The sequence below is a fragment of the Sphingobium sp. HWE2-09 genome (assembly GCF_035989265.1).
Classification (GTDB): domain Bacteria; phylum Pseudomonadota; class Alphaproteobacteria; order Sphingomonadales; family Sphingomonadaceae; genus Sphingobium.
The window spans coordinates 2,900,603-2,922,219 of record NZ_JAYKZX010000003.1; the positions used below are offsets into that span (position 1 = coordinate 2,900,603).

The following is a 21,617-nucleotide window of genomic DNA, read 5'->3' on the forward strand; positions in this document are numbered from 1 at the left end:
TCATCCTGCGACCATGACCAATCCGGTGATGATCGCCACCGCCTGACTTGCGACGATCAGCCAGAGCAGCCGCGAAAAGGGCCGCTTGCGCGTCTTGTGACGAAAGACATGCCGTCCGGCAAGCGCGCCGACCGTGCCGCCCGCCAAAGCCCAGCACAGCAACTTGCGCTCCGAAACGCGGCGCAGCCCCCGACGGGCGCGCCGCTTGTCGATACCGAACAGGGCGAAGGCATGGCGTTGGTCAGCAACAAGGCCGTCAGGAGCGCCGCTGCCTGCATATGTCAGCCGCCGAAACTGATACCGATCCACAAAGTTCGTGGCGTACCCAAATCCATCGACCCGCCAGCGTTGCGAGTGACGACCGTCTCATCGAGCAGATTCTCGCCCCGCGCCACCAGGCTGACGCCATGCCCCACCGGCAGCCGCGCGACGGCGTCCAGCGTCCACGCATGGGGCAGCACGTCGCTTTGCAGATCGTCCTCATATTGCCTGCCGACATAACGCAGCGTGGTCGATAGCGACGGGCCGGATGCGGGGCTATAGGCCACCGTGGCGCTGGCGGCATGGCGCGGGCTTTGCGCAGGTCTGAAACCGTCGAACGCGCTGCCCGGCGCATGGACGATGCTGTGGCTATAGGCGTAGGATGCGGACAGGGTGATGGCGCCTACCTTAGCCGCAGCCGTCAGTTCGATCCCCTTGGCAACGATCCGATCGACATTCTGGCGCTCGCGGGTGTTGGAGGCGATAGTGACATTGGCGATGGCATCGTCCAGCCGGTTGTAGAAAGCCGTGGCGGACAGGGTGATGCCCGGCAGCGCAGATATGTCCAGGCCGACCTCCGCGCCTTTCAGCTTTTCGGGGTTCAGCGCTGGATTGGCCCTCGTCGTGATCGGAAACACCACGAACGGCCGGTATAATTCGTTCAGCGTCGGCAGGCGAAAGCCGCTATAGCCCGCCGCCCGCAACGCCAAGCCTTCGCTCAGGCGATATAGCGCGCCGAATCGACCCGACACGGCCCAGTCGGATCGGTCGGCATAGATATCGCGCCGTACTGTCGCACTCGTTGTCGCATTGACCTCCTGGTAGAAGCCGTTGCGGATCGTCCAGCGGTCGGCCCGTACCCCGCCGGTCAGGATCAACCGCCCCAACGTCCAGTCATCCTCGACAAAGACGCCGCTCGTCCATTGGTCGCCCCCGGCCTGGCGTAGAAAGGTGCGCGGATTGGCCGCCTGGTTGGCGTTATACGCATCCTCAAACATATCGCCGATGGCGAAGCGCGTATCTACGCCCAGCCGTAACAGGTGCGCGCTGCCGACCGGGGGCCGGACCTCGATCTTGCCGCCGATCCCGGTAGACGGCGTGTTGCGCTGGTCCAGCGACTTGCGGAAAGTGGACGCGGAAATGACGATATTGGAGAAGTTGCGCGCCTGAATATAGGCCAGCGCATCGACCTGCCACAGTCCGCGATTGATATAGCGGATGCTGGCATCCTGCCCCTGGCTCATGCTGTCGGCACCCGCGAAGCGCAGCGTGCGGTCATCCTTGAACAGGGTCGCGCGGAATTGCAGTTCCGACGTGGCGGAAATCGGCGCGACGGCCCGAATATTGGTCGACCAGCCATCATAGGCGGCCGGTACGGTGGCGGCGACGCGCTGGTTCTCTGGCGCCGTCTGGAACCCGTCGGCCCGCTCCCAGCGGCCCGACAGCGACACATAGCCGCCGCCCAGATCCTGGGTCAGGCCAGCGGAAACCTCGGTCGCGTCCCGGCTGCCGTAAAAGGCGCTGGCGGCAAAATCGGGGAGTTGGTCGCGCGTCGCGCTCGCCAGTTCGATCGTCCCGGCGACCGCGCCCGCCCCGAATGCGCCGATGCCGCCGCCGCGCGTCACCCGCACCACCGACAGCCTGTCTGGCACCAGCGCACTGAACGGGATATAGCCGAAAAACGGGTCCGCCACAGGCACACCGTCCAGCAGCACCAATGTGCAACTCGACGCGTTGCCGCCCAGCGCGCGAAGCGTCGCGCCCTGATTGGAGGGGTTGGACGACCGGCTGTCCGACCGACGGAACTGTTGGAAACCCGCGACATCGCCCAGCACGCTTTCGATCCGTCCCGATGCGGTGTCCAGCAACCGTTCGCGGGGGATCGTCACCGATCCATAGGCAGGCGTACCGGGCGGCAGGCTGAGGCCAGCGCCGGTGACGATGATGGCGGGATTGTCTTCGGGCGCGGCATCGGGTGACTGCGCCCAGGCCAGACCCGGCATGCTCAGTAACAGGACGGACGATAATATTCTCACGGCGATCCCCTCATCGCCCCTGTCCTTATTGGCGGCTTTCGCAAATGGAAAGGATTGCAGCCTTTTTAAAGAGCGAGTCTGCCTGTCGGCGGGACAGGCTCGCTCTTTGGGCAGTGCTCTTAGGCGGCCTGCGCCTTCAGCAATTTGTCGATCGTCAGCGGATAATCGCGCAGGCGCAGACCAGTGGCGTTGTAGATCGCATTGGCGACCGCTGCGCCTGCGCCGCAGATGCCCAGTTCGCCCACGCCCTTGGCCTTCATCGGCGAACTTTTGTCGTCCAGTTCATCGATGAACAGCACATCCTGTTCCGGGATGTCGGCATGGACCGGCACCATATATTCCGCCATGTCGTGATTGACGAAAAAGCCGAAGCGGGTGTCCACGTCCAGCGCCTCCATCAACGCCGCACCCACGCCCATCGTCATTGCGCCGATCACCTGGCTACGCGCGGATTTGGGATTGAGGATGCGCCCGGCGGCAAAGGCGCCGCCCATGCGGCGAACGCGGACCTCGGCTGTGTCGATATCCACGCCAACTTCACAGAAATGCGCGCCGAACGTCCCTTGCGCATAGCGTTTGTCGAGATCGCCATAGTCCATAGTGTCTTCCGCCCACACGCCGTCCCGCCCGGCCAACGCCGACAATGTCTGGGATTTATTATCGTGACGAATCAGGCCATCTTCGAACTGTGCCTGTTCGGCAGGATAGCCCGCCTTTTCCGCCAGTTTGGCGCGCAGCGCCATGGCGGCGGCATAGACGCCCGCGGTCGAACTGTTCGCCCCCCACTGCCCGCCCGATCCAGCAGAAACCGGGAAGCGACTGTCGCCCAGCCGCACCACGACCTGATCCAGATTGACGCCCAGCATTTCGGCCGCGGTCTGGCCGATGATGGTATAGCTGCCGGTGCCGATGTCGGTCATGTCGGTTTCGACGATGACCTTGCCCTGGCCGTCCACGCCGATCCGCGCGCCCGATTTGCCCACCAGATTGTTGCGGAAGGCGGCCGCCATCCCCATGCCGACCAGCCAGCGGCCGTCACGCACCTGGCCAGGCTTGGCCTTGCGCTTGTCCCACCCGAACCGATCGGCCCCGGCACGTAGGCATTCGACCAGCTTGCGGCTGGAAAAGGGGCGTTGCGGCCCGGCTTCGGGATCATATTGCACATCGTTGCGGATGCGCAGTTCGACCGGATCGACGCCGCTGGCTTCGGCCAGCTCATCCATCGCGATCTCCAGCGCCAACAGGCCCACCGCTTCGCCCGGCGCGCGCATCGCATTGCCTTCGGGCAGGTTGAGCGTGACCAGACGGTGCGCGGTCATACGGTTGGCGCCACCATAAAGGAGGCGCGTCTGCATCGCCGCCGTTTCCGGACCGCCACCGGGCAGATCGCCCGACCAGACTTCATGCCCGATCGCATCGATCACGCCATTTTTATCCGCACCGATGCGGATACGCTGGATGGTCGCGGGCCGGTGGGTGGTGTTGTTAGGAATCTGATGCCGGGCAAGCGCGACCTTGACCGGGCGGCCCACCTGCTTGGCGCCCAGGGCCGCCAGCAGCGCGTCGGCGCGCAAAAATAGTTTAGACCCGAAGCCGCCGCCGATATAGGGCGACACCAACCGCACATTCGCTTTGGGAATGCCCAGCGTCTTGGCGACTTCGCCCACGCCCCAGGCGATCATCTGGTTGGACGTCCATAGCGTCAGCTTGTCGCCATTCCACGCGGCCGTCGTTGCGTGCGGCTCCATCATCGCATGGCTGTGATCGGGCGTGCTGTAGGTCTGCTCGACCTTTACCGCCGCCTTGGCGAAGGCCGTGTCGAAATCGCCAACCTTCGTGTCGGCCGGACCGCCAAAGCCGCTGGGCGGGATCGCGCCATTCAACCGCTCGGCCGCCAGGTCGAACTGGCCATCTTCCGCGCTATAGTCGATCCGCACCAGCTTCGCGGCGTCGCGCGCATTTTCGAACGTATCGGCGATGACCAGCGCGACCGCCTGCTCATAATGGTCGATCTGCGGTCCGCCCAGCAGCGGGGCGGTATTATTGTCGCCCTTGCCCAACTTGCCGGCATTGGCGCTGGTCACGATGCCCAGCACGCCCGGTGCCGCTTCGGCGGCGCGCATGTCCATCGCCGCGATCCGCCCCTTGGCGATCGCCGATCCCACCACCCAGCCATAGACGGCATTGGGCGCCGCATCATGCCGTTCATAGGCGTAGGGCGCTTTGCCCGTTACCTTGGCCGCGCCGTCGATGCGATCATGGGGAATGCCGATCACCCGGCCCTTGTCGATCGGGTTGATGCCTGCTGGCGTATCGAACTTCATGCTCGTGCCTCCCGCTGCCGATAGACGGACGCCAGCGTCCGTTCGACCAGCGCCTTCTTGAAATCATTATGCTGGGTGGTGCGCGCACCGACCAGCGCGGCTTCGGCGACCGCCTTCGCGCCACTTTTGCCCGCCGCATCGGCATCCGCCACCCGCCACGGCTTCGCGCCGATGCCGCCAAAGGCGAAGCGCGCCGACCCGTCCTTGCCGAATATCGCCGCGACCGACACCAGCGCGAACGCATAGGATGCGCGGTCGCGCACCTTGCGATAGACATGCGTGCCGCCGATGGGCTTTGGCAGTGTGACGGACGTAATGATCTCGCCCGCCTTAAGGTCCGTTTCGCGGTTGGGGGTATCGCCAGGCAGCAGATGGAAATCGGCGATCGGGATAGTGCGCGTCGCTCCGTCGGCGCCGACCGTATCGACCTGCGCATCCAACAACCGCATCGCCACCGCCATGTCACTGGGATGCTGGGCGATGCAGGCGTCGCTGACGCCCAATATCGCCAGGCTCCAACTCATGCCCTGCATCGCGCCGCAGCCGCTACCCGGCTGGCGCTTGTTGCAGGGCATACGCGTATCGTAGAAATAGGGACAACGGGTGCGCTGTAGCAGGTTGCCACCGGTCGTTGCCTTGTTACGCAACTGCCCCGACGCTCCGGCCAGCAACGCGCGGCTCAGAACCGCATAGTCGCGCCGCACAATCTTGTCGGCGGCCAAGTCGGTGTTGCGCACCAGCGCGCCGATGCGCAGACCACCATCATCCGTCTTTTCGATCTTGTCCAACCCCAGATGGTTGACGTCGATCAAATGAGTCGGGGTTTCGATCTGCAGCTTCATCAGGTCCAGCAAATTGGTGCCGCCCGCGATGAAGCGGGCGCCCTGCACCGACGCGGCTGCTTTGGCGGCTGCCTGGGCGCTCGTCGCGCGTTCGTAGGTAAAGGCCTTCATGCCTGTTTCTCCCCGGCAACATCGCGCATCGCGGCAATGATATTGGGGTAGGCGGCGCAACGGCAGATATTGCCGCTCATTCGCTCCCGCAATTCCGCGTCGTTCAACGCCACCTTATCCAGATCCGCGGTCGCATGGCTGGGGACGCCTGCCTGGATTTCCTCCAGCACTGCGACGGCCGAACAAATCTGCCCTGGCGTGCAATATCCGCACTGATAGCCGTCATGCACGATGAAAGCCTTCTGCATGGGATGCAGATTTTCCGGCGTGCCCAGCCCTTCGATCGTCGTGATGTCGTCACCATCATGCATCACGGCCAAGGTCAGACAGCTATTGATCCGACGCCCTTCCACGATCACCGTGCAGGCACCGCATTGCCCATGATCGCATCCTTTTTTGGTGCCGGTCAGATGCAGATGCTCCCGCAGCGTATCGAGCAGGCTGGTGCGCGGATCGAGTTGCAGATGCACCTCGCGTCCGTTGACGGTCAATTCGACGGGCATCATGGCAGTTGTTCCTTTACGCCTGGGCGTTGCGGCGGCAGCGTCCTGCGCTTGCGACAATATGGGCGCTGCGGCAGCAAAAGCGGTACTGCCCTGCAGCAGGCCGCGGCGCGTTAAATGATTGGACGACATGGCCGGTCCTCCCTGTTGGTTGCCTGTCATTACGAAGAGCGGCGGCAAACGATCCCGCCGCCGCAAGAAACATCCAAAGCCAAGCTAGCAGAAGGACAGCGTACGCCAAGCGCCTCCTTTTTCCCGCCGTGGGCCGACGATTCGCGCGGTCGAATAGCGCCAGCCCTATCGCTCGAACTGTCGCGACGCGTCTAAGGCACAGAAAAGGGAGGATTTTTATATCGTCGCCTGAGAATTTCATTTTTGTGCAATTCTCCCCTTGCCCGTTCGAACAAGCGCTGCTAGTTCCCCGCCACCCGCCGAGAGGGATACATCCTCCGGCCGCCAGAGCGGGCGTAGCTCAGGGGTAGAGCACAACCTTGCCAAGGTTGGGGTCGAGGGTTCGAATCCCTTCGCCCGCTCCAGAAATCATAGAAATCAATGGTTTCTGGGGCGTTGTGTCAGCTGGTTCATCGCCTTCCCCGAGAATCTCAGACATCGTTCAGGGTAAGCAATCCTGCGTTGCCTTTGCCTAAAAGCCTATCCCGATCGGAATGCATCCGATTGCATGATGAACTGCGGCGAGGCACATAGTCGTTCATCCAATGCAGAGTTTATCGCGCCTCCTGCTTTGGATCGCCTATCAGCCGAGTCAGCGGCTGAAATTCCCATGCGTCGTTACCATCACCAAATGGAAGCCAAGATGAAAATGGAAACCGGACGGGCCGAAACGCATCGACGGGCATTTCTGGCGGGTTCACTGGTCGGCGTGGCATCATTTCTGCCCAAACCGTCCCAAGCCGCTGTGCATGATACGCCATTCGATCGCACGGCATATGATCGCTATATCCAGTTGATGAACAAGGGCGATCTGCAGTTCGCAGACTATTATGCGGACGATATTCAGTTCGTCATGAATATTCGGGGGAAGGCAGGGGTGCTGGCTTTCTACGCCAGACAGCGTCCCTATATACGGGAAACGCTCAAAATCCTGTTTTTCTGCTCCGACAGGAAGGGCGCGGCGGCCCAGGTGCATAGCGAAGTGCACTGTATCCGGGATTGCGACGATACGACGCTTTTTGGCCGCGCATTGAAGGTCGGCGAGCATCAAACGATACGCGGTTGCCTTCTCTACAGTCTGAACGATCAAGGCAAAATCATCGAGATCAACGGACCGCCGCCCGAAATTCTAACGCCATGGCGCATGGATGCGATCTGAGAGCGGTTTTACGAACGTACATAAGGGCGGCAGGAAGCGGACGCCCATTCTGCCTATCGGCCAGCGGCGCGCCGCTTAGCGAGGGACACGCCACCCCCAACCCATGCGCATCCAAACGCTGGCAGCCGATGCGCAGGGGGGACAGCCGATAATCAACGCGAGTGTCCATTCATCGGTCTGATCCATGCGAAAAGCCATGGCCGAATTGATGCACCTATCTTGCTGCTCCATGGCTGATAGTGATGACGGATAGGGATGTCCGCTACGTTATCGCGCAAGCCTAAGTCGTGCGGATTTCCTACATGGTCGCTAAACGCGGGCTATTCGGACGAACAAGTCCGAGAGCCAAGTGTGCGTGCGTCCATATCTTATGGTTCGTCTCCAGGTTTATTGAACGGTCACGATAAAATCGCCTGGGCAAAGGTGATATATTAGGGGAAAGAATATGAATTATAGCAGATTCCTTTTGTCCACGACTTTGCTGGCATCTGCCTTTGCAGGGCAGGGCGCCATGGCCCAGACCACCAATGCGACGGGCGGCGAATCGACCAAGGACAATCTGGTTCTTCAAGAGATCATCGTGACGGCGGAACGCCGGTTCAATACGGCGCAGAAGACTGCCGCTGCGATCTCCGTCCGTCCCGGCGCCGAAATGGTGCGCCAGGGTCGCTATGAACTCAAGAACATCCTGGAAGATGTGCCTGGCATATCCGGCGGCGCTTCGGGTTCGACCAACACGTCGCTTGCTGGCGGTACGGACAACCCTGCCACCGGGCTGGTCATTCGCGGTATCCAGTCCAACCAGGGCGTAGGCGGCAGCGCAACCTCCACCTCGTCCGCCGCGGCGATTTATACCGACGATGTCTATAACGGCCTGGGCGGCAATTACGACATTGCGCGGGTGGAGGTTCTGCGCGGACCGCAGGGAACGCTTTATGGCCGCAGCGCGACGGCGGGCATCGTCGCCATCCATACCAACGATCCCGACACCAAGGCATTTGGGGTCGAAGGCACCGCGGAACTCGCGAACTACAACCTGTTCCATTTCGTAGGCGCGGTGAACGTGCCGATCGTGGAAGACAAGCTGGCGCTCCGGGTCGCGGGCAATTATTTCGAACGGGACGGCTATTACGCCAAGGACGGCGATGCCCGTCAGAGCGCCAGCTTCCGCGCGAAGCTGCTGTGGACGCCAAGCGACACCTTCTCAGCGCTGCTCGGCTATGCACAGGAATTCAATACGACGCACACCGGCGGCACGAGCGTTGTTCAAGGTAGCTCGCCGACCGATTTCGTTTTTTCGGATAGCGCCATCGGCAATGGTCGGAACCACAGCAGGCAGGTCTGGGGCAAGTTCAATCTCGATCTTGGCGGCGTGGAACTGACCTATATTCCGGCGTATCGCACATTTTTTCAGGACACGACCGCCGTCGTGCGCACCGCACCGGGACCGGGCGAGATTCACATCGACAATTATGTGAAGACGACGCCCGATAACTTCATGACGCACGAATTGCGCCTCAATAGCACGGACACCAATTCGGCGTTCAAGTGGCAGGTCGGCGGACTTTACTATCGCAACTCGCTGAGCGAGCGGAACGACCTGTTCAATTATGACATCGGGCCGATGGGCGCATTCATCTTCAAGTCGTTCACGCACAAGGTGACGACGGCTGGCGGCGTCTTTGCGGAGGGCACCTACGCCTTTGCCCCCAACACGCGGCTGACCGCCGGCGTCCGTTACGATCACACCAAGATTGAAATCGATCAGGATTACACGACCATCATCGGCGTTTCCAAGTCGCTATCCGGGGCGGACCGCCTGGCCACGTTCAACAACGTGACGTACAAGGCGCGCCTTGAGCATGATCTGACGCCGCGCAATCTGCTCTATGCGCTGATTTCCACCGGGGTCTCGCCTGGCGACAAGACGCTGACCCAAGATGCTTCTGGTCAACCCAAGACCTTGGTGTTGGACGCCGAAACGCTCACATCCTATGAAATCGGTGCGAAGAATTGCTTTTTCAACGATCGCCTGCAGATCAATCTTGCCGCCTTCTATAATGATTATGGCGGGTATCAGACCGCTGGCATCAACGTCGCAGCGCCCGGTGATCCCAATCGCATATTCGAGACGATCACGGTTCCGCTGAAGTCCTATGGTGTGGAATTTGAAATTCAGGCACGCCCTTGGGAGAACGGCACGATCGGCCTGAACGGCTCTTATATCCGCGCTCGCTACGGCGAATTTCCTGCCGAATACGCCAAATATTTCTCCAGCCGTAATGTGGCACCCTCGCCGCCGTTCCGGGTGACCGGCTCCTACGATCATCGCGTCTCGCTGGGCGGCGATACGGCACTGATGCTGCGCGGCGTGGTTCGCTACGTATCCTCCCATGCCAGCTCGAGGATTACGGTGTTGGATGAGCAGTTGGGCGCTGGACCTTATGTTCACGTCCCCGGACGCGCCGTGGCCGACTTTAATGCGACTTTGGTACTGAATTCCAATGTGTCGATCACCGGATATGTCCGCAATCTGACGAACGAACGGTATCTGCCTGACAACTGGAACGTGGCCAACACAATTCCGGGCAATCCGCCTACCGTCATCGTGTCGCAAAATGGTTTGAGCGACCCGCGGACTTTCGGTGCGATCCTGAACTTCAAGTTCTGACATTTTCTCACTACCTGCCAAGACCATGATTGGCCGCGTCGTTATGTAACGACGCGGCTAATTTTTATATATACGGACACATTACGAGGGGGCGGTCTACAGGCGGGGAGGGCGGTGCTGTCAGGCTGCGGCGCGCTTAGACCAAAGGGGCGTCCTGCCGGTTTCTAAGGAATGTAAGCGGCCAATGCTCTTACCTCATGCGCGCTGCGGATTGGCTGTGTCTGGTGATGCGAGCCGTGACGCGACCGTCTCTGGCGTTAAAGCAGGATGACTTTACCTTGAGCTGGTTGCTCGAAACCAACGGAACAAGATAGATCGACTTGACGTCATCAGCCTCAAATGCCGAAACGCGGGGATAAGGAATGAATGTGCATGTTCTCCTGCGCAAGCCGAGGCCTAGCCTCGCGCGTCGAACTAAACCCCGGCATTCACCGGGGCGCGCGCTATAGCTTCCTTGGATAGGTCGGCTGCGATCGGGATCAACCGGGGGGGCGTAAGGGGCGTTTCCCCTGCCAAGATAGGCGGCCGACCACCTGCCATGCAGAGCCTTCAGACCGCCTGTCGTAAGCCACAAAAAAGGCCGACATGCAGGCATGTCGGCCTTTTGCGAGCCATTAGATGATCGCGGCCTATTTGGCGCCGATCACCGTCTTACGCTGAAGAATGCGCCATTCGCCATTACGCTTTTCCAAGACGTCGTCATAGTGGCCGGGAAGGCCGACGACGGTCTTCTTGGTCGCCAGGTCCGGATAGACGCTGACGAAATAGCCATAATGGGTCGCCCGCGTGGGACTCTGGAACTCGAAATGATGGCTTAGCGACAAATGCCAGGGCGCGACATTAGTCCCGACACTGTTAAGGCCGCCCGGCGTGCCCGGCGCGGGCATCGGCGGCGCGCCCGCAGGGGGTTTGGGCATTCCGGCCGGGGGCGGCATGGCGCCGCCGCCTGCTGGCGGCGGGGGTGGGCCTTCCGCCGCCTTTTTGTAGGGCATGGTGAAGCTCATACCCGGTTCGGGCTGCGCGACGATGGTGGCTTCGGGCCAGAAGGCCGTGTCGAAGCGCGCCATGTCGTGGAGTTCCAGGCCCAGCGTGTAATTGTCGACGGCGGCGTTCACAGCGACCCAGTCATCGACCGTGGGCTTGTAACTCGACGCCGCCGTGCTTGCCGCTGGCGCCTCGGCATAGGCCACGCCAGCGACCATCAAGAGGCAGGCGCCCCCAATTCCCGCCAAATATTTCATCTCGTCCTCACCTTACCCTTATTGAAGCGGCCCATCATCATTTCGGATCATTGGCCTTCAGCCGCTTTAGCACTTCGGCCGGATCTTCGATGACCGTCTCGTTCGTGACGGGATCGAACTCCAGGGGATCGGCCTCGGACGATCCGCACACCCACTCCGCGGGCAGTCCGAAATCGCCGGTATTGCGCTTGAAGAGCTGGTCGTTGGCGACATAGGGCTTTGTCCAAACCGTGTCATCATAGATTGTCAGCTTGATTTCGAGCGTGTCCTGGTCGAGCAACCGGAAACGTTCGACCATGCGCATGTTAGGGCCATGTGGTCCGAAGATCGCTTCGGGCGGAAGGACGAAGCCGCCCGTCCCCTTTCCAGGGAAGTTGGCATATTGGAACATGATGTCGTCGTTGAATGCGATGCTTTCGACGACGAGCGTATCCCCTTCGAAATGCGCGATCGAATTGCCCAGGAAGCTGGGATTGGGACGTTCCTGATGCTTCCCGTCGACTTTGATGAAGCGGGTCATGCTGCTGTTTTCGATGTAGATCGCGATCAGCCCCGGCTCATAGAAGAATTTGAGCGGCGACCCCAGGCGCTGGATCAGCGGCATGCCCGCCGTCTTGCACCCGGGTCCGGCAAAGGGAATATCCTCGATCCCCTTGTAGGACTGCGCATAGGCTTTCGCCTTGGGCGTCAGCGGCGTTGTAACATTGGCATCCAGGAACGACGTGACGCTCTGCCAGTTGCCAGAAAAGAAATCCGGCATCTTTGTAATATCGCCCCATTTCGTTCCCAACGCCTTGGACCCTGCAGGCGCGGTCAAGGTAGAGGGGCCTTTCCGGGCGACGGGGCCAAGGCCGGGTGGCAGCCCACCGGGCGGAAGACCGCCAGGGGGCGGCCCACCGGGCGGAAATGCACCGGCAGGAGGGCCACCGGGTGGCTGCGCGGACGCATCCACCACGGCAAATGTAGCCTGCGCGAACGCAACCGAGCATAGCGCGGCGACGCGCAGGGATTTGAAGTTGATCATCGGCGAGGCCTCTTCATCGGGTCGATACAGGTCAGTTCGGAACAGGTGCGCCATCGCGCAATTCGCGGCCGCTCGACAATTTGATCACGCTGATCAGGCCGACATTCTTTCCGGCCCGGCTGGGACTGGCCGTCACGGTCACCTTGTCACCGGTCTTCATATCGTTGGAGTTCCAGCCGTTGCGCGCCAGCATGCCTGCACTGCCCGCTTCGAAGCCCCAGATTTCCTGAGTTCCGTCCGACTTGATGCGGCGGATGTACAGCCAGGAATGGGGATTGGACCACACCCACTTCTCCACTGTGCCGGAAATGTTGACCTTCTTCGTCATGTCGAAAGGCGCAGCGGAATGGTGTGCCGTCGCCGGGATCGCCACAGCAGCGAGAAGTAATGCTGACAATGCCCGTGCAATACGGGTCGAACCACGCGTGTTCATTGCATATTCGCCTTTCAAACGTCTTTCCACGGCATGCTTATACCGCCACCGGTATAGCACGGGTTTACAGGCATTTTCTTTGCCTCTGAAAGCTTGGGATAGTTAGGTGCCACAATTGTGATGGTGAGGCGCTACTGATCAAGATTCCTTGGCGCGCCCTGACGGCCTATCGGACGACCGATGATTTTCATCACCCGCCACACGGTTGAGATTTTACGCCGGAAAATTTGAACTAGACAGTCATCTTTATACGACTTAGTCAATCAAAAAGCGGGATATGGCAACCGGCGGTGCTGGTCGATGGCATGCGCGAATCGATGGCCGGTGCTCTTCCGCTCTTATTCCGGGCCGCATTGGCCGATAATATCTAGGAAGGATTACAGCCATGAAGCTAGCCCGTTTCACCGTTGATGGCCGCACCCGGCTGGGAAAGGTCGTTGGCGACCAGGTCGTGGATATCAGCGCGGCGGTGCCTAAAGCTGGCGATTCCATGCGTGTTCTGCTCGGGCAGCTGGATGATGTGCGTGCCGCGATCGAGGCTGTCGACGGACCGGCCTTTGCCCTTTCGGACGTGACGCTGGAAGCGCCCATCGCAGACCCGCAGAAATATCTCGCCATCGGCATGAACTATCAGGACCACGCCGACGAAGCGGCAGCCGCTGGCAAGCCGGTTCCCACATCGCAACTGTGGTTCAACAAGCAGGTCAGCTGCATCAACGGGCCGTTTTCGGATGTCGACGTGCCCAAGTCCGCCCCCGACATGGTCGATTATGAAGCGGAAATGGGCGTCGTGATCGGCAAGCGTTGTCGTCATGTGTCGCGCGAAGATGCGCGATCGGTGATCGCGGGCTATTGCGTTATCAACGACGTGACCGCGCGCGACTGGCAGTTCCGCTCGCCGACCTTCACGCTGGGCAAGTCGTTCGATACCCACGGCCCGATCGGCCCATGGATCACCACCGATGACGAAATTGCCGATCCGCACGCGCTGACGATGACGCTCGAACTGAATGGCGAGGTTCGCCAGCAGTCATCCACAGGCAAAATGATCTACGATATCTTCGAGCAGATCGCCTATCTGACCGAGGTGATGACCCTGGAGCCGGGCGATGTGATCGCGACCGGTACGCCCGCAGGCGTGGGTATCGCCGGCAATCGCTTCATGAAGGCGGGCGATGTCGTGCGCGTCGCCATCGACGGTCTGGGCGCCATCGAAAACCGCTTCGTCAACGAAGCCTGACACAGTGAAAGCGATAGTGCCTGTACCGGTTGGTGCGGGCACTATCGCGTTAATGTAGCAAAGGTCGGCAAACCGTCTTGGGCGGATAGGCCGCACTTCTATCGATAGGATCAGACGCGCCGCGCAATGCGGCAATGTCCTAGCCGCATGATGCGAGATCGGTAGTCGAGGCGATCGCCTCTTGGATCAACGCAGTGCGCGTACATTCCTCAACGTCAACAACGTGCAGAAGCGCCCGGATTCAATGCAACGGGGGCAGGGACGCAGGTGCTTCGGCCGGTGCCGAACTGCGGAACCGGCTGGCCAGCGCGACACCGGCCGCGATCAGGCACGCTATACCCAATATTTGCAGCGCAGCGGGCAGGTTGCCGTCAAATTGTCCGCGCATGAAGGCGACGGCTTGGCTGCTCAACGGTTGCCCCAGCCACCAACCGCTCATGAACAGGCCAGTGCCGCGGCCGCGCACTTCGAACGGCAGGCGGCCCATCGCCCAAACCACCAGCGCAGGCAGCAACATGCCGGACCCGATCTGGTTGACGATCAGCCAAGCGGTGAACTGGCCGGATGTGGGCGCATGGTTCATCAGGACATAGGATAGGCCGAGCAGGCCGAATGCGATCAGCAACTGTGTCGGGACGAAGAAACGCGCGGTGAACTGGCGGTAGAGCAAGGTGCCGCCCGCGACGGACAGTCCGGCCAGCCCGCTATAGAGGCCAAGCGCGCTGGGCGAGCTGATGTTATAATAGCCGCTCAGCATATTGCTGACCTGGATCTGCATGGTGAAGAACATGGTGCCGCCGAAAATCGCCAGCAGCGAGATGGGCAGGATGGTGCGCCATGGAAAGCTGGCTTTGGGGTCGGCGCGTTCGGCAACGGGTTCGTCGCTCTTGCGCGGCTCCCAGGTCCAGATGATCAGGCAGACGGCGAACAGGATGCTGACGCCATAGGCGGCGAACGCCGCACGCCAGCCGAAACTGCCCAGCGCCCCGCCCAGCAAGGCTAGCACGATCGACGCGAGGGAGGCGACCGCCGTCTGGTTGGCCAGCCATTTTTCGCGTTCGCGGCCGTGAAAATAGTCGCCGATCAAGGTCGTGCTGGAAATGACGATCAGCGCTTCGGCCGCGCCTAGCACCGCGCGGCTTATGATGATCGCGGTCAGGCTTTGCAGAACCATGGGAAGGATGCCGACGATGGCATAAACGAACAACGCGCCGATGCAGGTTTTCCGACGACCCAGGAAATCCACTACGATCCCGGCGATCGGGGACAGCAGCGCCACGCACAGCGCGGGCAGGGTCAGCATCAGGGGAACCAGATATTGAACGCCCTCGACGTCCTTGAAATGCGCCATGATGCCCGGCAGCACCGGCACGAGGATGATAAGGCCCATGACGGCCATCGTGATCGGCAGCAATAGCAATATGCCTTGTAGCGTACCGGCTTGGCGTTCGACGACGGTCATGTAGAGGCTCTCCCTGATCGGATGTCGGGCTGTTCCGGCACGGTCGGCTGGATTTCGCCCGTATCCGCCCCGGCCTTATTGTGGTGGGGCGCGTTAAGTTAGGTGTATGATTGGCTGGAAGGTGGACTTACCGGATGTCGGCCTTCACATAAGTCTGGTCGATCGCGCCGAAGATCGATCGGCCATCGCCGTCGAACATTTCTATCCGGACGCGATCGCCGAATGTCAGATAGCCGGTTTTTGGCTGGCCTTCGTCGATCAGTTCGATGGCGCGCCGTTCGGCGATGCAGGCCGACCCCACCTCGCGGAAATTTTCGTTGGAGATCGTGCCCGTGCCAATGATCGTGCCCGCCGCCAGATTGCGCGTCCGTGCGGCGTGGGCAATGAGTTCCCCGAACGAAAAGCCCATGGCGCCGCAATGGGGACGGCCGAATTGCTCCCCGTTCCAATGGACATGCAGCGGCAGATGGACGCGCCCGTCGCGCCAGGCGTCGCCCAGCTCGTCGGGCGTGACGGCCACCGGGCCGAAGCTGGTCGCCGCCTTGGACTGGAGGAAGCCAAAGCCGGTCTTCAATTCCTTGCCCGCCAGGACGCGCAGGCTGGTGTCGTTCGCGATGGTGAGCAGCCGGATATGGCGTGCCGCCGCGGACGCGGACGTGCCCATCGCGACCCGGTCGGTGACGATGGCGACTTCCGCTTCGAAATCCATACCGTCTTCTTCCGATGGGAGCGGGACGTCGGCACGCGCACCCAGCAGATCGTCGCCAGCCCCCTGATACATCAGCGGCACGGACCGCTTTTCGGGTGGCGGTTCGATGCCGAACACCTGTTCGAGCAGGTCGCCATGCGAGTGAAAGGCGGACGCGTCGAGCCACTGCCAGGCGCGGGGCAGGGGCGCTGCCAACTGGCGAGCGTCGAGCGCCATTGCGCCCGGCACGGTGCCTGCGTTCAACGAGTTGGACAGTTGCTGCAAGGCGGGCGCTACCGCCTCCCACTGTTCGATCGCCACCTGAAGGGTGGCGGCGATGCCGGTCGCCGCGACGCAGTGGGTGAGGTCGCGCGAGACGACGTGCAATATCCCGTCCGGCGATCCATCGTTGAGCGTTGCGACCTTCATATGGCGATACCTCTATCTGGTTTTATAGTGCGGCGTGGCCTATTCGAACGGTCGTCGAACGACCAAAAATACCCAAGCTGATATGGGGCTTCAGGACAGGAGCTAGGTGCAAAAGTTCATCTGTTCCGCTATCGATTAAAGATATCCATTGGTCGCGAGATGCATCTGCGAAAAAGCCTTCACACACGGAGGGGCCACTTTTGCAGATTGACCGAATGTATCAAATATGACTAAATGGTTCAATAGATATGATCCGACGCACAGGCGTTCGGATCGAGAGGAGCCTCGCTCTGGCGATATGTGCTTGCGGCATGACCCGGTGGGTCGGCGATGCGCGTGCGTCAGCCTATTTCGGAGTGTGTACGCGCGATGAGCATCGCCAAAGCCTATGACGTCGCCTATGTGCGCTTCAGCGCGCCGGACCTGGAAAAAATGCGCGCCTTCCTGCATGATTTCGGCATGGTCGAATGTACGCCGCATGGCGAGACGGACCGCCTATTCATGCGCGGAACGGGGCTGCGCTCGTTTGTCCATGCGACGGAACGGGGGGAAGCGGGCTTCGTGGCCCTGGGCATCTGGGTCCGCGACATGGGCGATCTGGAACGGCTGGCGGAACATGACGGATTGACCGTAGAGCCGCTCGATACACCGGGTGGCGGCCATGTGGTGCGGCTGACCGATCCCGACGGCTATTTGATCGAGGCGGTCGCCGGGCAGGAGGCGCTGGCCCCTGTCGAGCGCGCGCTGCCCTTCCCCGAACCCTGGAACCATGGCGGCGAACATCCTCGCATCGCGCGCTTCCGCCGGGTGAAGCAGGGGGCGTCGCACGTGCAGCGGCTGGGCCATTGCGTGTTGGGCGTGTCCAATTTCCGCCAGTCCGAACACTGGTATAAGGAGCGCTTCGGCTTCGTCACCTCGGACGAGGTACAGCCCGAACCGGGCGTGGCGATCGGCGCCTTCATGCGGGCCGATCGGGGCGACGAACCTTGCGATCACCATACCGTCTTCCTGTTCGAGCGGCCCGGCGGCGCGCCGCCCGAATTCATGCATTCCGCGTTCGAAGTCGCCGATGTCGATGATTTGATGACCGGCCATGAACATCTGATGCAGGCGGGCTGGCATTCCCATTGGGGCGTCGGTCGCCACATATTGGGCAGCCAGATTTTCGATTATTGGAACGACCCGTTCGGCCATGAAATCGAACATTGGACCGATGGCGATCAATTGCGCGCGGCGGACGGCGGCGGCGTCGTGGGCCTTGGCGAATTGTTGGGCGGGCAATGGGGGCCGCCCAATCCGGTACTGAAGGAATTGATGAAGGACGGGCCGCCGTCCTGATCCTGGACCCGTCGAAGCAAGATCAAGATTATGGAGAGTGCGCCATGCTGAATAGCGAAACCAAAGAGCGCGAGGGCGTGTCGCGCACGTTCGACCGCCGCAACCCGGTGACCGGGGAGGTCGCCACGACCGTCAGCGCCGCGACCGTCGCGGACGCCAATGCCGCGTGCGAGGAGGCGCAGGCGGCGTTTCCGGCCTGGTCGGCGCTTGGCCCCAATGCCCGCCGCGCACTGCTGATGAAGGCCGCCGCCGAACTCGAATTGCGCGCCCCCCAGTTCATCGAGGCGATGATGGGCGAGATCGGCGCGACGCAGGGATGGGCCGGGTTTAACCTTTCGCTCGCAGCGGGTGTCGTGCGTGAAGCCGCCGCGATGACCACGCAGATTAGCGGCGAGGTCATTCCGTCCGACAAGCCAGGCTGCATCGCTATGGCGATGCGCGAACCGGTGGGCGTCATGCTGGGCATCGCGCCCTGGAATGCGCCGATCATCCTGGGCGTGCGTGCGATCGCCATGCCACTCGCTTGCGGCAACACCGTGGTGCTCAAGGCCAGCGAACAGTGCCCCCGCACCCACAGCCTGATCGTGGAAGCGTTTGAGGCGGCAGGCCTGCCCGACGGCGCGGTGCAGATCGTCACCAATGCGCCGGAAGATGCGGGTGAAATCGTCGGCGCGCTGATCGATCATCCTGCGATCCGCCGGATCAACTTCACCGGATCGACCCATGTCGGCAAGATCATCGCCAAGCGCGCCGCAGAGCATCTCAAGCCCGTGCTGCTCGAACTGGGCGGCAAGGCGCCGTTCATCGTACTGGACGACGCCGACCTGGACGAAGCAGTCAAGGCGGCGGCCTTCGGCGCATTCATGAACCAGGGTCAGATCTGCATGTCGACCGAGCGGATCATCGTGGTGGACAGCGTTGCCGACGCCTTCGTCGCGCAGTTCAAGGCGAAGGTCGACGCCATGCCGGTCGGCGACCCGCGCGAGGGCAAGACGCCGCTGGGCGCGGTGGTCGATCAGAAGACGGTCGATATCGTGCAGACGCTGATCGACGACGCGCTGGCGAATGGCGCGGAGCAGGTCGTGGGCGGAACGGCCAACGGCGTGCTGATGCCCGCCCATGTCATCGACAAGGTGACGACCGACATGAAGCTGTTCCGCGACGAGAGTTTCGGTCCCGTCGTCGGCATCATCCGCGCCCGCGACGAAGCCCATGCGATCGCGCTGGCCAACGATACCGCCTATGGGCTGTCGGCGGCCGTGTTCACCCGCGACACCGCGCGGGGCTTGCGGGTCGCCAAGCAAATCCAGTCGGGCATCTGCCATATTAACGGGCCGACCGTGCATGACGAGGCGCAGATGCCCTTCGGCGGGACCAAGGCGTCGGGCTATGGCAAGTTCGGCGGCAAGGCGGGCATCGACAGCTTCACCGAATTGCGCTGGATCACGATCGAGACGCAGCCGGGACATTATCCGATCTGACGGTCCGAGCAAGACGGACATTATCGGCGGCGTCGGGCGAAAACTCCGGCACCGCCCTCATCATTTGATAAGGAGTGACCCATGCCGGTCGCATTGATTACAGGGTGCAGTTCGGGTTTCGGCGAAGCGATGGCGCTCGCCTTTGCAGGGCGGGGCTATCAGGTGGCTGCCACGATGCGCAGGCCCGAGGCCGCGCCCGACAGCCTTAAAGCGCTGGAGGAGGCCAGCCCGGCCGACATACTGATCGCGCCACTGGATGTGACTGATGCGGCCGCGCGAAAGTCCGTCATCGATCTGGTCGTGGCGCGTTTCGGCCGTATCGACCTGCTGATCAACAATGCCGGGGTCGGCGCGCGCGGCGCGTTCGAAGATACGCCCGACAGCCAGTGGCGCACGATGTTCGAAACCAACCTGTTCGGCCCGCTCGACCTCATTCGGTTGGCGCTGCCGATTATGCGCGCGCAGGGCGCGGGCCGCATCGTCAACGTGACGTCGGTAGCGGCAATTATGAAGACGCCCTTCATGTCGGCCTATTGCGCGAGCAAACATGCCTTCGACGCCGCGACAGCCGCGCTCAATATCGAAACGCGCAGCTATGGCGTGCAGGTGGTGAGCGTGATGCCCGGACCGTTCAAGACGGCGCTGCCGCAAAAGTCGCTCGATCGGCAGGCGAGCGCGCCCTATGCGGCGATCGCCGAGACGTTCAACCGCAATTTCGACGGCATGGAGTCGCACGCGCCGGAGGATATCAGCCCCGTCGTGCAGGCCGCGATCGCGGCGGCCACGGACGCCGAACCCAAGCTGCGCTATACCGCCGGGACCGACGTGGTGCGCATCCTGCCGCCGATCCTAGATGCGTTTGCGCCGATGGAAAAGATCGGGCTGCACCTGACCGGGCAGGACTGAAACGCCCTGGCGGCGAGCAAAGAAAAAGGGCGGTCGATCCGATAGTGGATCGACCGCCCTTCTGCATTCGGCGAAGCGCCGTTCGTTCAATCCGGTTCCGGCGTCGATCCGGTATCCTCGGTCCCGGTGGACGAACCGACCTGTTCCTCGCAATCGAACTCGTCCACCAGCGCCAGATCGGGTCGCCAGGTAAAGCTGCGCGCGAATTTCCACGCGCGGGTATAATAGGTCGGGTCATCGACGGTGGTGACGACCTCTAGCGACCACAGCACGAACCCGCTCCGCGGGAGGGTCGCTTGGGGTGACGTAGCGTAGTATTGTTCAGGCTTTGCGAGCGGCGATGTCGCCTTGCGACCGTGGAGTTCCTTCAACGGAAAGGAACTCACCATGGATGCCATCACTTCCCCGACCCCGAACAATTCACTGCGCGAGCGTATGTTGCAGGACATGACGATGCGTGGCTTTGGGGAGCATACGCAGAAGGACTATATTCGGCACTTCCGATCATTTGCCGCGTTTCTCGGTCGCCCTCCCGATACGGCCACGATCGAAGACCTCCGGCGCTTTCAGATTGATCAGCATGAACGCGCCGTTGGTCCGGCAACAATCAATGGAGCCGTATCGGCACTGCGCTTCCTGTTCAGTATAACTCTCAAGCGACCGGAGATGGCGCTGGGGCTTGTCGTCGTTCGCTTCACACCCAAATTGCGGGTGGTTTTGAGCGTTGAGGAGACAGCGCGGCTGCTCGAGGCCGCGCCAGGCATCAAATACAAAGCTGCCCTCAGCGTTGCCTATGGCGCGGGCCTGCGTGTCTCGGAGGTTGCCCACCTCAAGGTCGATGACATCGACAGCGAGCGCATGATCATCCGTGTCGAGCAGGGCAAGGGACGCAAGGATCGCAACGCCATGCTCTCACCGCACCTGCTCGATTTGCTTCGCCAATGGTGGCGCGAAGGCAAGCGGCGCGGAGTGATGTTGCCGCATGGCTGGCTGTTCCCTGGCCGCAACGGCACGGATCCGGTCTCAGCGCGCCAGTTGCATCGCGTCGTGCAGGAAGCAGCTGAGCGCGCCGAGATCCACAAGCGGGTAAGCCCGCACACATTGCGGCATTCGTTCGCCACTCACCTGCTCGAGCAGGGTGTCGATATCCGCGTCATCCAGGTCCTGCTGGGACACGTGAACATCAACACCACCGGCATCTATACTCAGGTTTCGAGCAAGACCATGCGGGCGGTGGCCAGTCCGCTCGACCAAATCGTTGCCGTGATGGAAGGCAGGGGCCCTCCCGGTTGAACCG

At 61.7% G+C, this 21,617-nt stretch carries 18 protein-coding genes and 1 tRNA gene; 8 read left to right on the plus strand and 11 right to left on the minus strand.

Annotated features, from left to right (window positions below):
- From U5A89_RS19700 to paoA, 5 genes are all read right to left on the minus strand, one after another.
- Positions 1–309: a DUF1294 domain-containing protein gene (locus U5A89_RS19700; RefSeq protein WP_445190678.1), complete on the minus strand. Its 309-nt coding sequence runs from the start codon at positions 307–309 to the stop codon at positions 1–3.
- The gene (locus U5A89_RS19705; protein WP_338163124.1) at positions 282–2,264 is read right to left on the minus strand and encodes a TonB-dependent receptor; all 1,983 of its coding nucleotides are present in this window, start codon (positions 2,262–2,264) and stop codon (positions 282–284) included. The genes U5A89_RS19700 and U5A89_RS19705 overlap by 28 nt, the downstream gene beginning before the upstream one ends.
- A gap of 152 nt (positions 2,265–2,416) precedes the next feature.
- On the minus strand, positions 2,417–4,621 hold the full coding sequence (gene paoC / locus U5A89_RS19710; RefSeq protein ID WP_338162692.1) for an aldehyde oxidoreductase molybdenum-binding subunit PaoC: 2,205 nt from the start codon (positions 4,619–4,621) through the stop codon (positions 2,417–2,419).
- Complete coding sequence (locus tag U5A89_RS19715) at positions 4,618–5,574, minus strand: FAD binding domain-containing protein (protein WP_338162693.1); 957 nt, start codon at positions 5,572–5,574, stop codon at positions 4,618–4,620. Before U5A89_RS19715 ends, paoC begins: the two co-directional genes overlap by 4 nt.
- Complete coding sequence (gene paoA, locus U5A89_RS19720) at positions 5,571–6,209, minus strand: aldehyde dehydrogenase iron-sulfur subunit PaoA (protein ID WP_338162694.1); 639 nt, start codon at positions 6,207–6,209, stop codon at positions 5,571–5,573. Before paoA ends, U5A89_RS19715 begins: the two co-directional genes overlap by 4 nt.
- A 329-nt stretch (positions 6,210–6,538) precedes the next feature.
- Here paoA and U5A89_RS19725 point away from each other — a divergent pair.
- The 3 genes from U5A89_RS19725 to U5A89_RS19735 all read left to right on the plus strand — a co-directional run bounded on the left by U5A89_RS19725 (position 6,539) and on the right by U5A89_RS19735 (position 10,078).
- Positions 6,539–6,613 (plus strand) — tRNA-Gly (locus tag U5A89_RS19725).
- Positions 6,614–6,759: 146 nt separating this feature from the next.
- On the plus strand, positions 6,760–7,407 hold the full coding sequence (locus tag U5A89_RS19730; protein WP_338162695.1) for a nuclear transport factor 2 family protein: 648 nt from the start codon (positions 6,760–6,762) through the stop codon (positions 7,405–7,407).
- 511 nt (positions 7,408–7,918) lie between these two features.
- Positions 7,919–10,078 carry a TonB-dependent receptor gene (locus U5A89_RS19735; RefSeq protein WP_338162696.1) on the plus strand — a complete coding sequence of 720 codons (2,160 nt, stop codon included), beginning with the start codon at positions 7,919–7,921 and terminating at the stop codon, positions 10,076–10,078.
- A 629-nt stretch (positions 10,079–10,707) separates the two neighbouring features.
- On the opposite strand, the gene U5A89_RS19740 is transcribed toward U5A89_RS19735, so the two are convergent.
- The 3 genes from U5A89_RS19740 to U5A89_RS19750 all read right to left on the minus strand — a co-directional run bounded on the left by U5A89_RS19740 (position 10,708) and on the right by U5A89_RS19750 (position 12,794).
- Positions 10,708–11,280, minus strand: a complete 573-nt coding sequence (locus U5A89_RS19740; RefSeq protein WP_338162697.1) for a nuclear transport factor 2 family protein — start codon at positions 11,278–11,280, stop codon at positions 10,708–10,710.
- 76 nt (positions 11,281–11,356) lie between these two features.
- Positions 11,357–12,343, minus strand: coding sequence for a hypothetical protein (locus tag U5A89_RS19745; protein WP_338162698.1), 987 nt, complete (start codon positions 12,341–12,343; stop codon positions 11,357–11,359).
- A gap of 31 nt (positions 12,344–12,374) precedes the next feature.
- A complete protein-coding gene (locus U5A89_RS19750) occupies positions 12,375–12,794 on the minus strand; it encodes a DUF6152 family protein (protein ID WP_338162699.1) in 420 nt (139 codons plus the stop codon).
- A 367-nt stretch (positions 12,795–13,161) separates the two neighbouring features.
- Here U5A89_RS19750 and U5A89_RS19755 point away from each other — a divergent pair, with 367 nt between their 5' ends.
- Entirely contained in the window at positions 13,162–14,016 is an 855-nt protein-coding gene (locus U5A89_RS19755) for a fumarylacetoacetate hydrolase family protein (protein WP_338162700.1), read from the plus strand.
- A gap of 241 nt (positions 14,017–14,257) precedes the next feature.
- On the opposite strand, the gene U5A89_RS19760 is transcribed toward U5A89_RS19755, so the two are convergent.
- Entirely contained in the window at positions 14,258–15,478 is a 1,221-nt protein-coding gene (locus U5A89_RS19760; RefSeq protein WP_338162701.1) for an MFS transporter, read from the minus strand.
- 127 nt (positions 15,479–15,605) lie between these two features.
- Positions 15,606–16,595 carry a fumarylacetoacetate hydrolase family protein gene (locus U5A89_RS19765; protein WP_338162702.1) on the minus strand — a complete coding sequence of 330 codons (990 nt, stop codon included), beginning with the start codon at positions 16,593–16,595 and terminating at the stop codon, positions 15,606–15,608.
- 369 nt (positions 16,596–16,964) lie between these two features.
- Between U5A89_RS19765 and U5A89_RS19770 the strand changes: the two genes are divergently transcribed.
- The 3 genes from U5A89_RS19770 (at position 16,965) to U5A89_RS19780 (ending at position 20,320) form a co-directional block, all read left to right on the plus strand.
- Complete coding sequence (locus U5A89_RS19770; protein ID WP_338162703.1) at positions 16,965–17,933, plus strand: VOC family protein; 969 nt, start codon at positions 16,965–16,967, stop codon at positions 17,931–17,933.
- Between the two features lie 44 nt (positions 17,934–17,977).
- Positions 17,978–19,414, plus strand: a complete 1,437-nt coding sequence (locus tag U5A89_RS19775; RefSeq protein ID WP_338162704.1) for an aldehyde dehydrogenase — start codon at positions 17,978–17,980, stop codon at positions 19,412–19,414.
- Positions 19,415–19,495: 81 nt separating this feature from the next.
- The gene (locus U5A89_RS19780) at positions 19,496–20,320 is read left to right on the plus strand and encodes an SDR family oxidoreductase (RefSeq protein ID WP_338162705.1); all 825 of its coding nucleotides are present in this window, start codon (positions 19,496–19,498) and stop codon (positions 20,318–20,320) included.
- A gap of 86 nt (positions 20,321–20,406) precedes the next feature.
- Here U5A89_RS19780 and U5A89_RS19785 read toward each other — a convergent pair whose 3' ends face one another.
- On the minus strand, positions 20,407–20,592 hold the full coding sequence (locus U5A89_RS19785; RefSeq protein ID WP_338162706.1) for a hypothetical protein: 186 nt from the start codon (positions 20,590–20,592) through the stop codon (positions 20,407–20,409).
- Positions 20,593–20,707: 115 nt separating this feature from the next.
- Between U5A89_RS19785 and U5A89_RS19790 the strand changes: the two genes are divergently transcribed.
- Positions 20,708–21,613: a tyrosine-type recombinase/integrase gene (locus tag U5A89_RS19790; RefSeq protein WP_338159423.1), complete on the plus strand. Its 906-nt coding sequence runs from the start codon at positions 20,708–20,710 to the stop codon at positions 21,611–21,613.
- The last annotated feature ends 4 nt before the right edge of the window (positions 21,614–21,617 follow it).

Excerpts from the sequence above, each read along its gene's own strand:
- U5A89_RS19705 (WP_338163124.1), bottom strand. The coding sequence starts at position 2,264 with ATGCCGGGTCTGGCCTGGGCGCAGTCACCCGATGCCGCGCCCGAAGAC.
- paoC (WP_338162692.1), bottom strand. The coding sequence starts at position 4,621 with ATGAAGTTCGATACGCCAGCAGGCATCAACCCGATCGACAAGGGCCGG.
- U5A89_RS19715 (WP_338162693.1), bottom strand. The coding sequence starts at position 5,574 with ATGAAGGCCTTTACCTACGAACGCGCGACGAGCGCCCAGGCAGCCGCC.
- paoA (WP_338162694.1), bottom strand. The coding sequence starts at position 6,209 with ATGTCGTCCAATCATTTAACGCGCCGCGGCCTGCTGCAGGGCAGTACC.
- U5A89_RS19730 (WP_338162695.1), top strand. The coding sequence starts at position 6,760 with ATGAACTGCGGCGAGGCACATAGTCGTTCATCCAATGCAGAGTTTATC.
- U5A89_RS19735 (WP_338162696.1), top strand. The coding sequence starts at position 7,919 with ATGGCCCAGACCACCAATGCGACGGGCGGCGAATCGACCAAGGACAAT.
- U5A89_RS19740 (WP_338162697.1), bottom strand. The coding sequence starts at position 11,280 with ATGGTCGCTGGCGTGGCCTATGCCGAGGCGCCAGCGGCAAGCACGGCG.
- U5A89_RS19745 (WP_338162698.1), bottom strand. The coding sequence starts at position 12,343 with ATGATCAACTTCAAATCCCTGCGCGTCGCCGCGCTATGCTCGGTTGCG.
- U5A89_RS19755 (WP_338162700.1), top strand. The coding sequence starts at position 13,162 with ATGAAGCTAGCCCGTTTCACCGTTGATGGCCGCACCCGGCTGGGAAAG.
- U5A89_RS19760 (WP_338162701.1), bottom strand. The coding sequence starts at position 15,478 with ATGACCGTCGTCGAACGCCAAGCCGGTACGCTACAAGGCATATTGCTA.
- U5A89_RS19765 (WP_338162702.1), bottom strand. The coding sequence starts at position 16,595 with ATGAAGGTCGCAACGCTCAACGATGGATCGCCGGACGGGATATTGCAC.
- U5A89_RS19770 (WP_338162703.1), top strand. The coding sequence starts at position 16,965 with ATGAGCATCGCCAAAGCCTATGACGTCGCCTATGTGCGCTTCAGCGCG.
- U5A89_RS19775 (WP_338162704.1), top strand. The coding sequence starts at position 17,978 with ATGCTGAATAGCGAAACCAAAGAGCGCGAGGGCGTGTCGCGCACGTTC.
- U5A89_RS19780 (WP_338162705.1), top strand. The coding sequence starts at position 19,496 with ATGCCGGTCGCATTGATTACAGGGTGCAGTTCGGGTTTCGGCGAAGCG.
- U5A89_RS19790 (WP_338159423.1), top strand. The coding sequence starts at position 20,708 with ATGGATGCCATCACTTCCCCGACCCCGAACAATTCACTGCGCGAGCGT.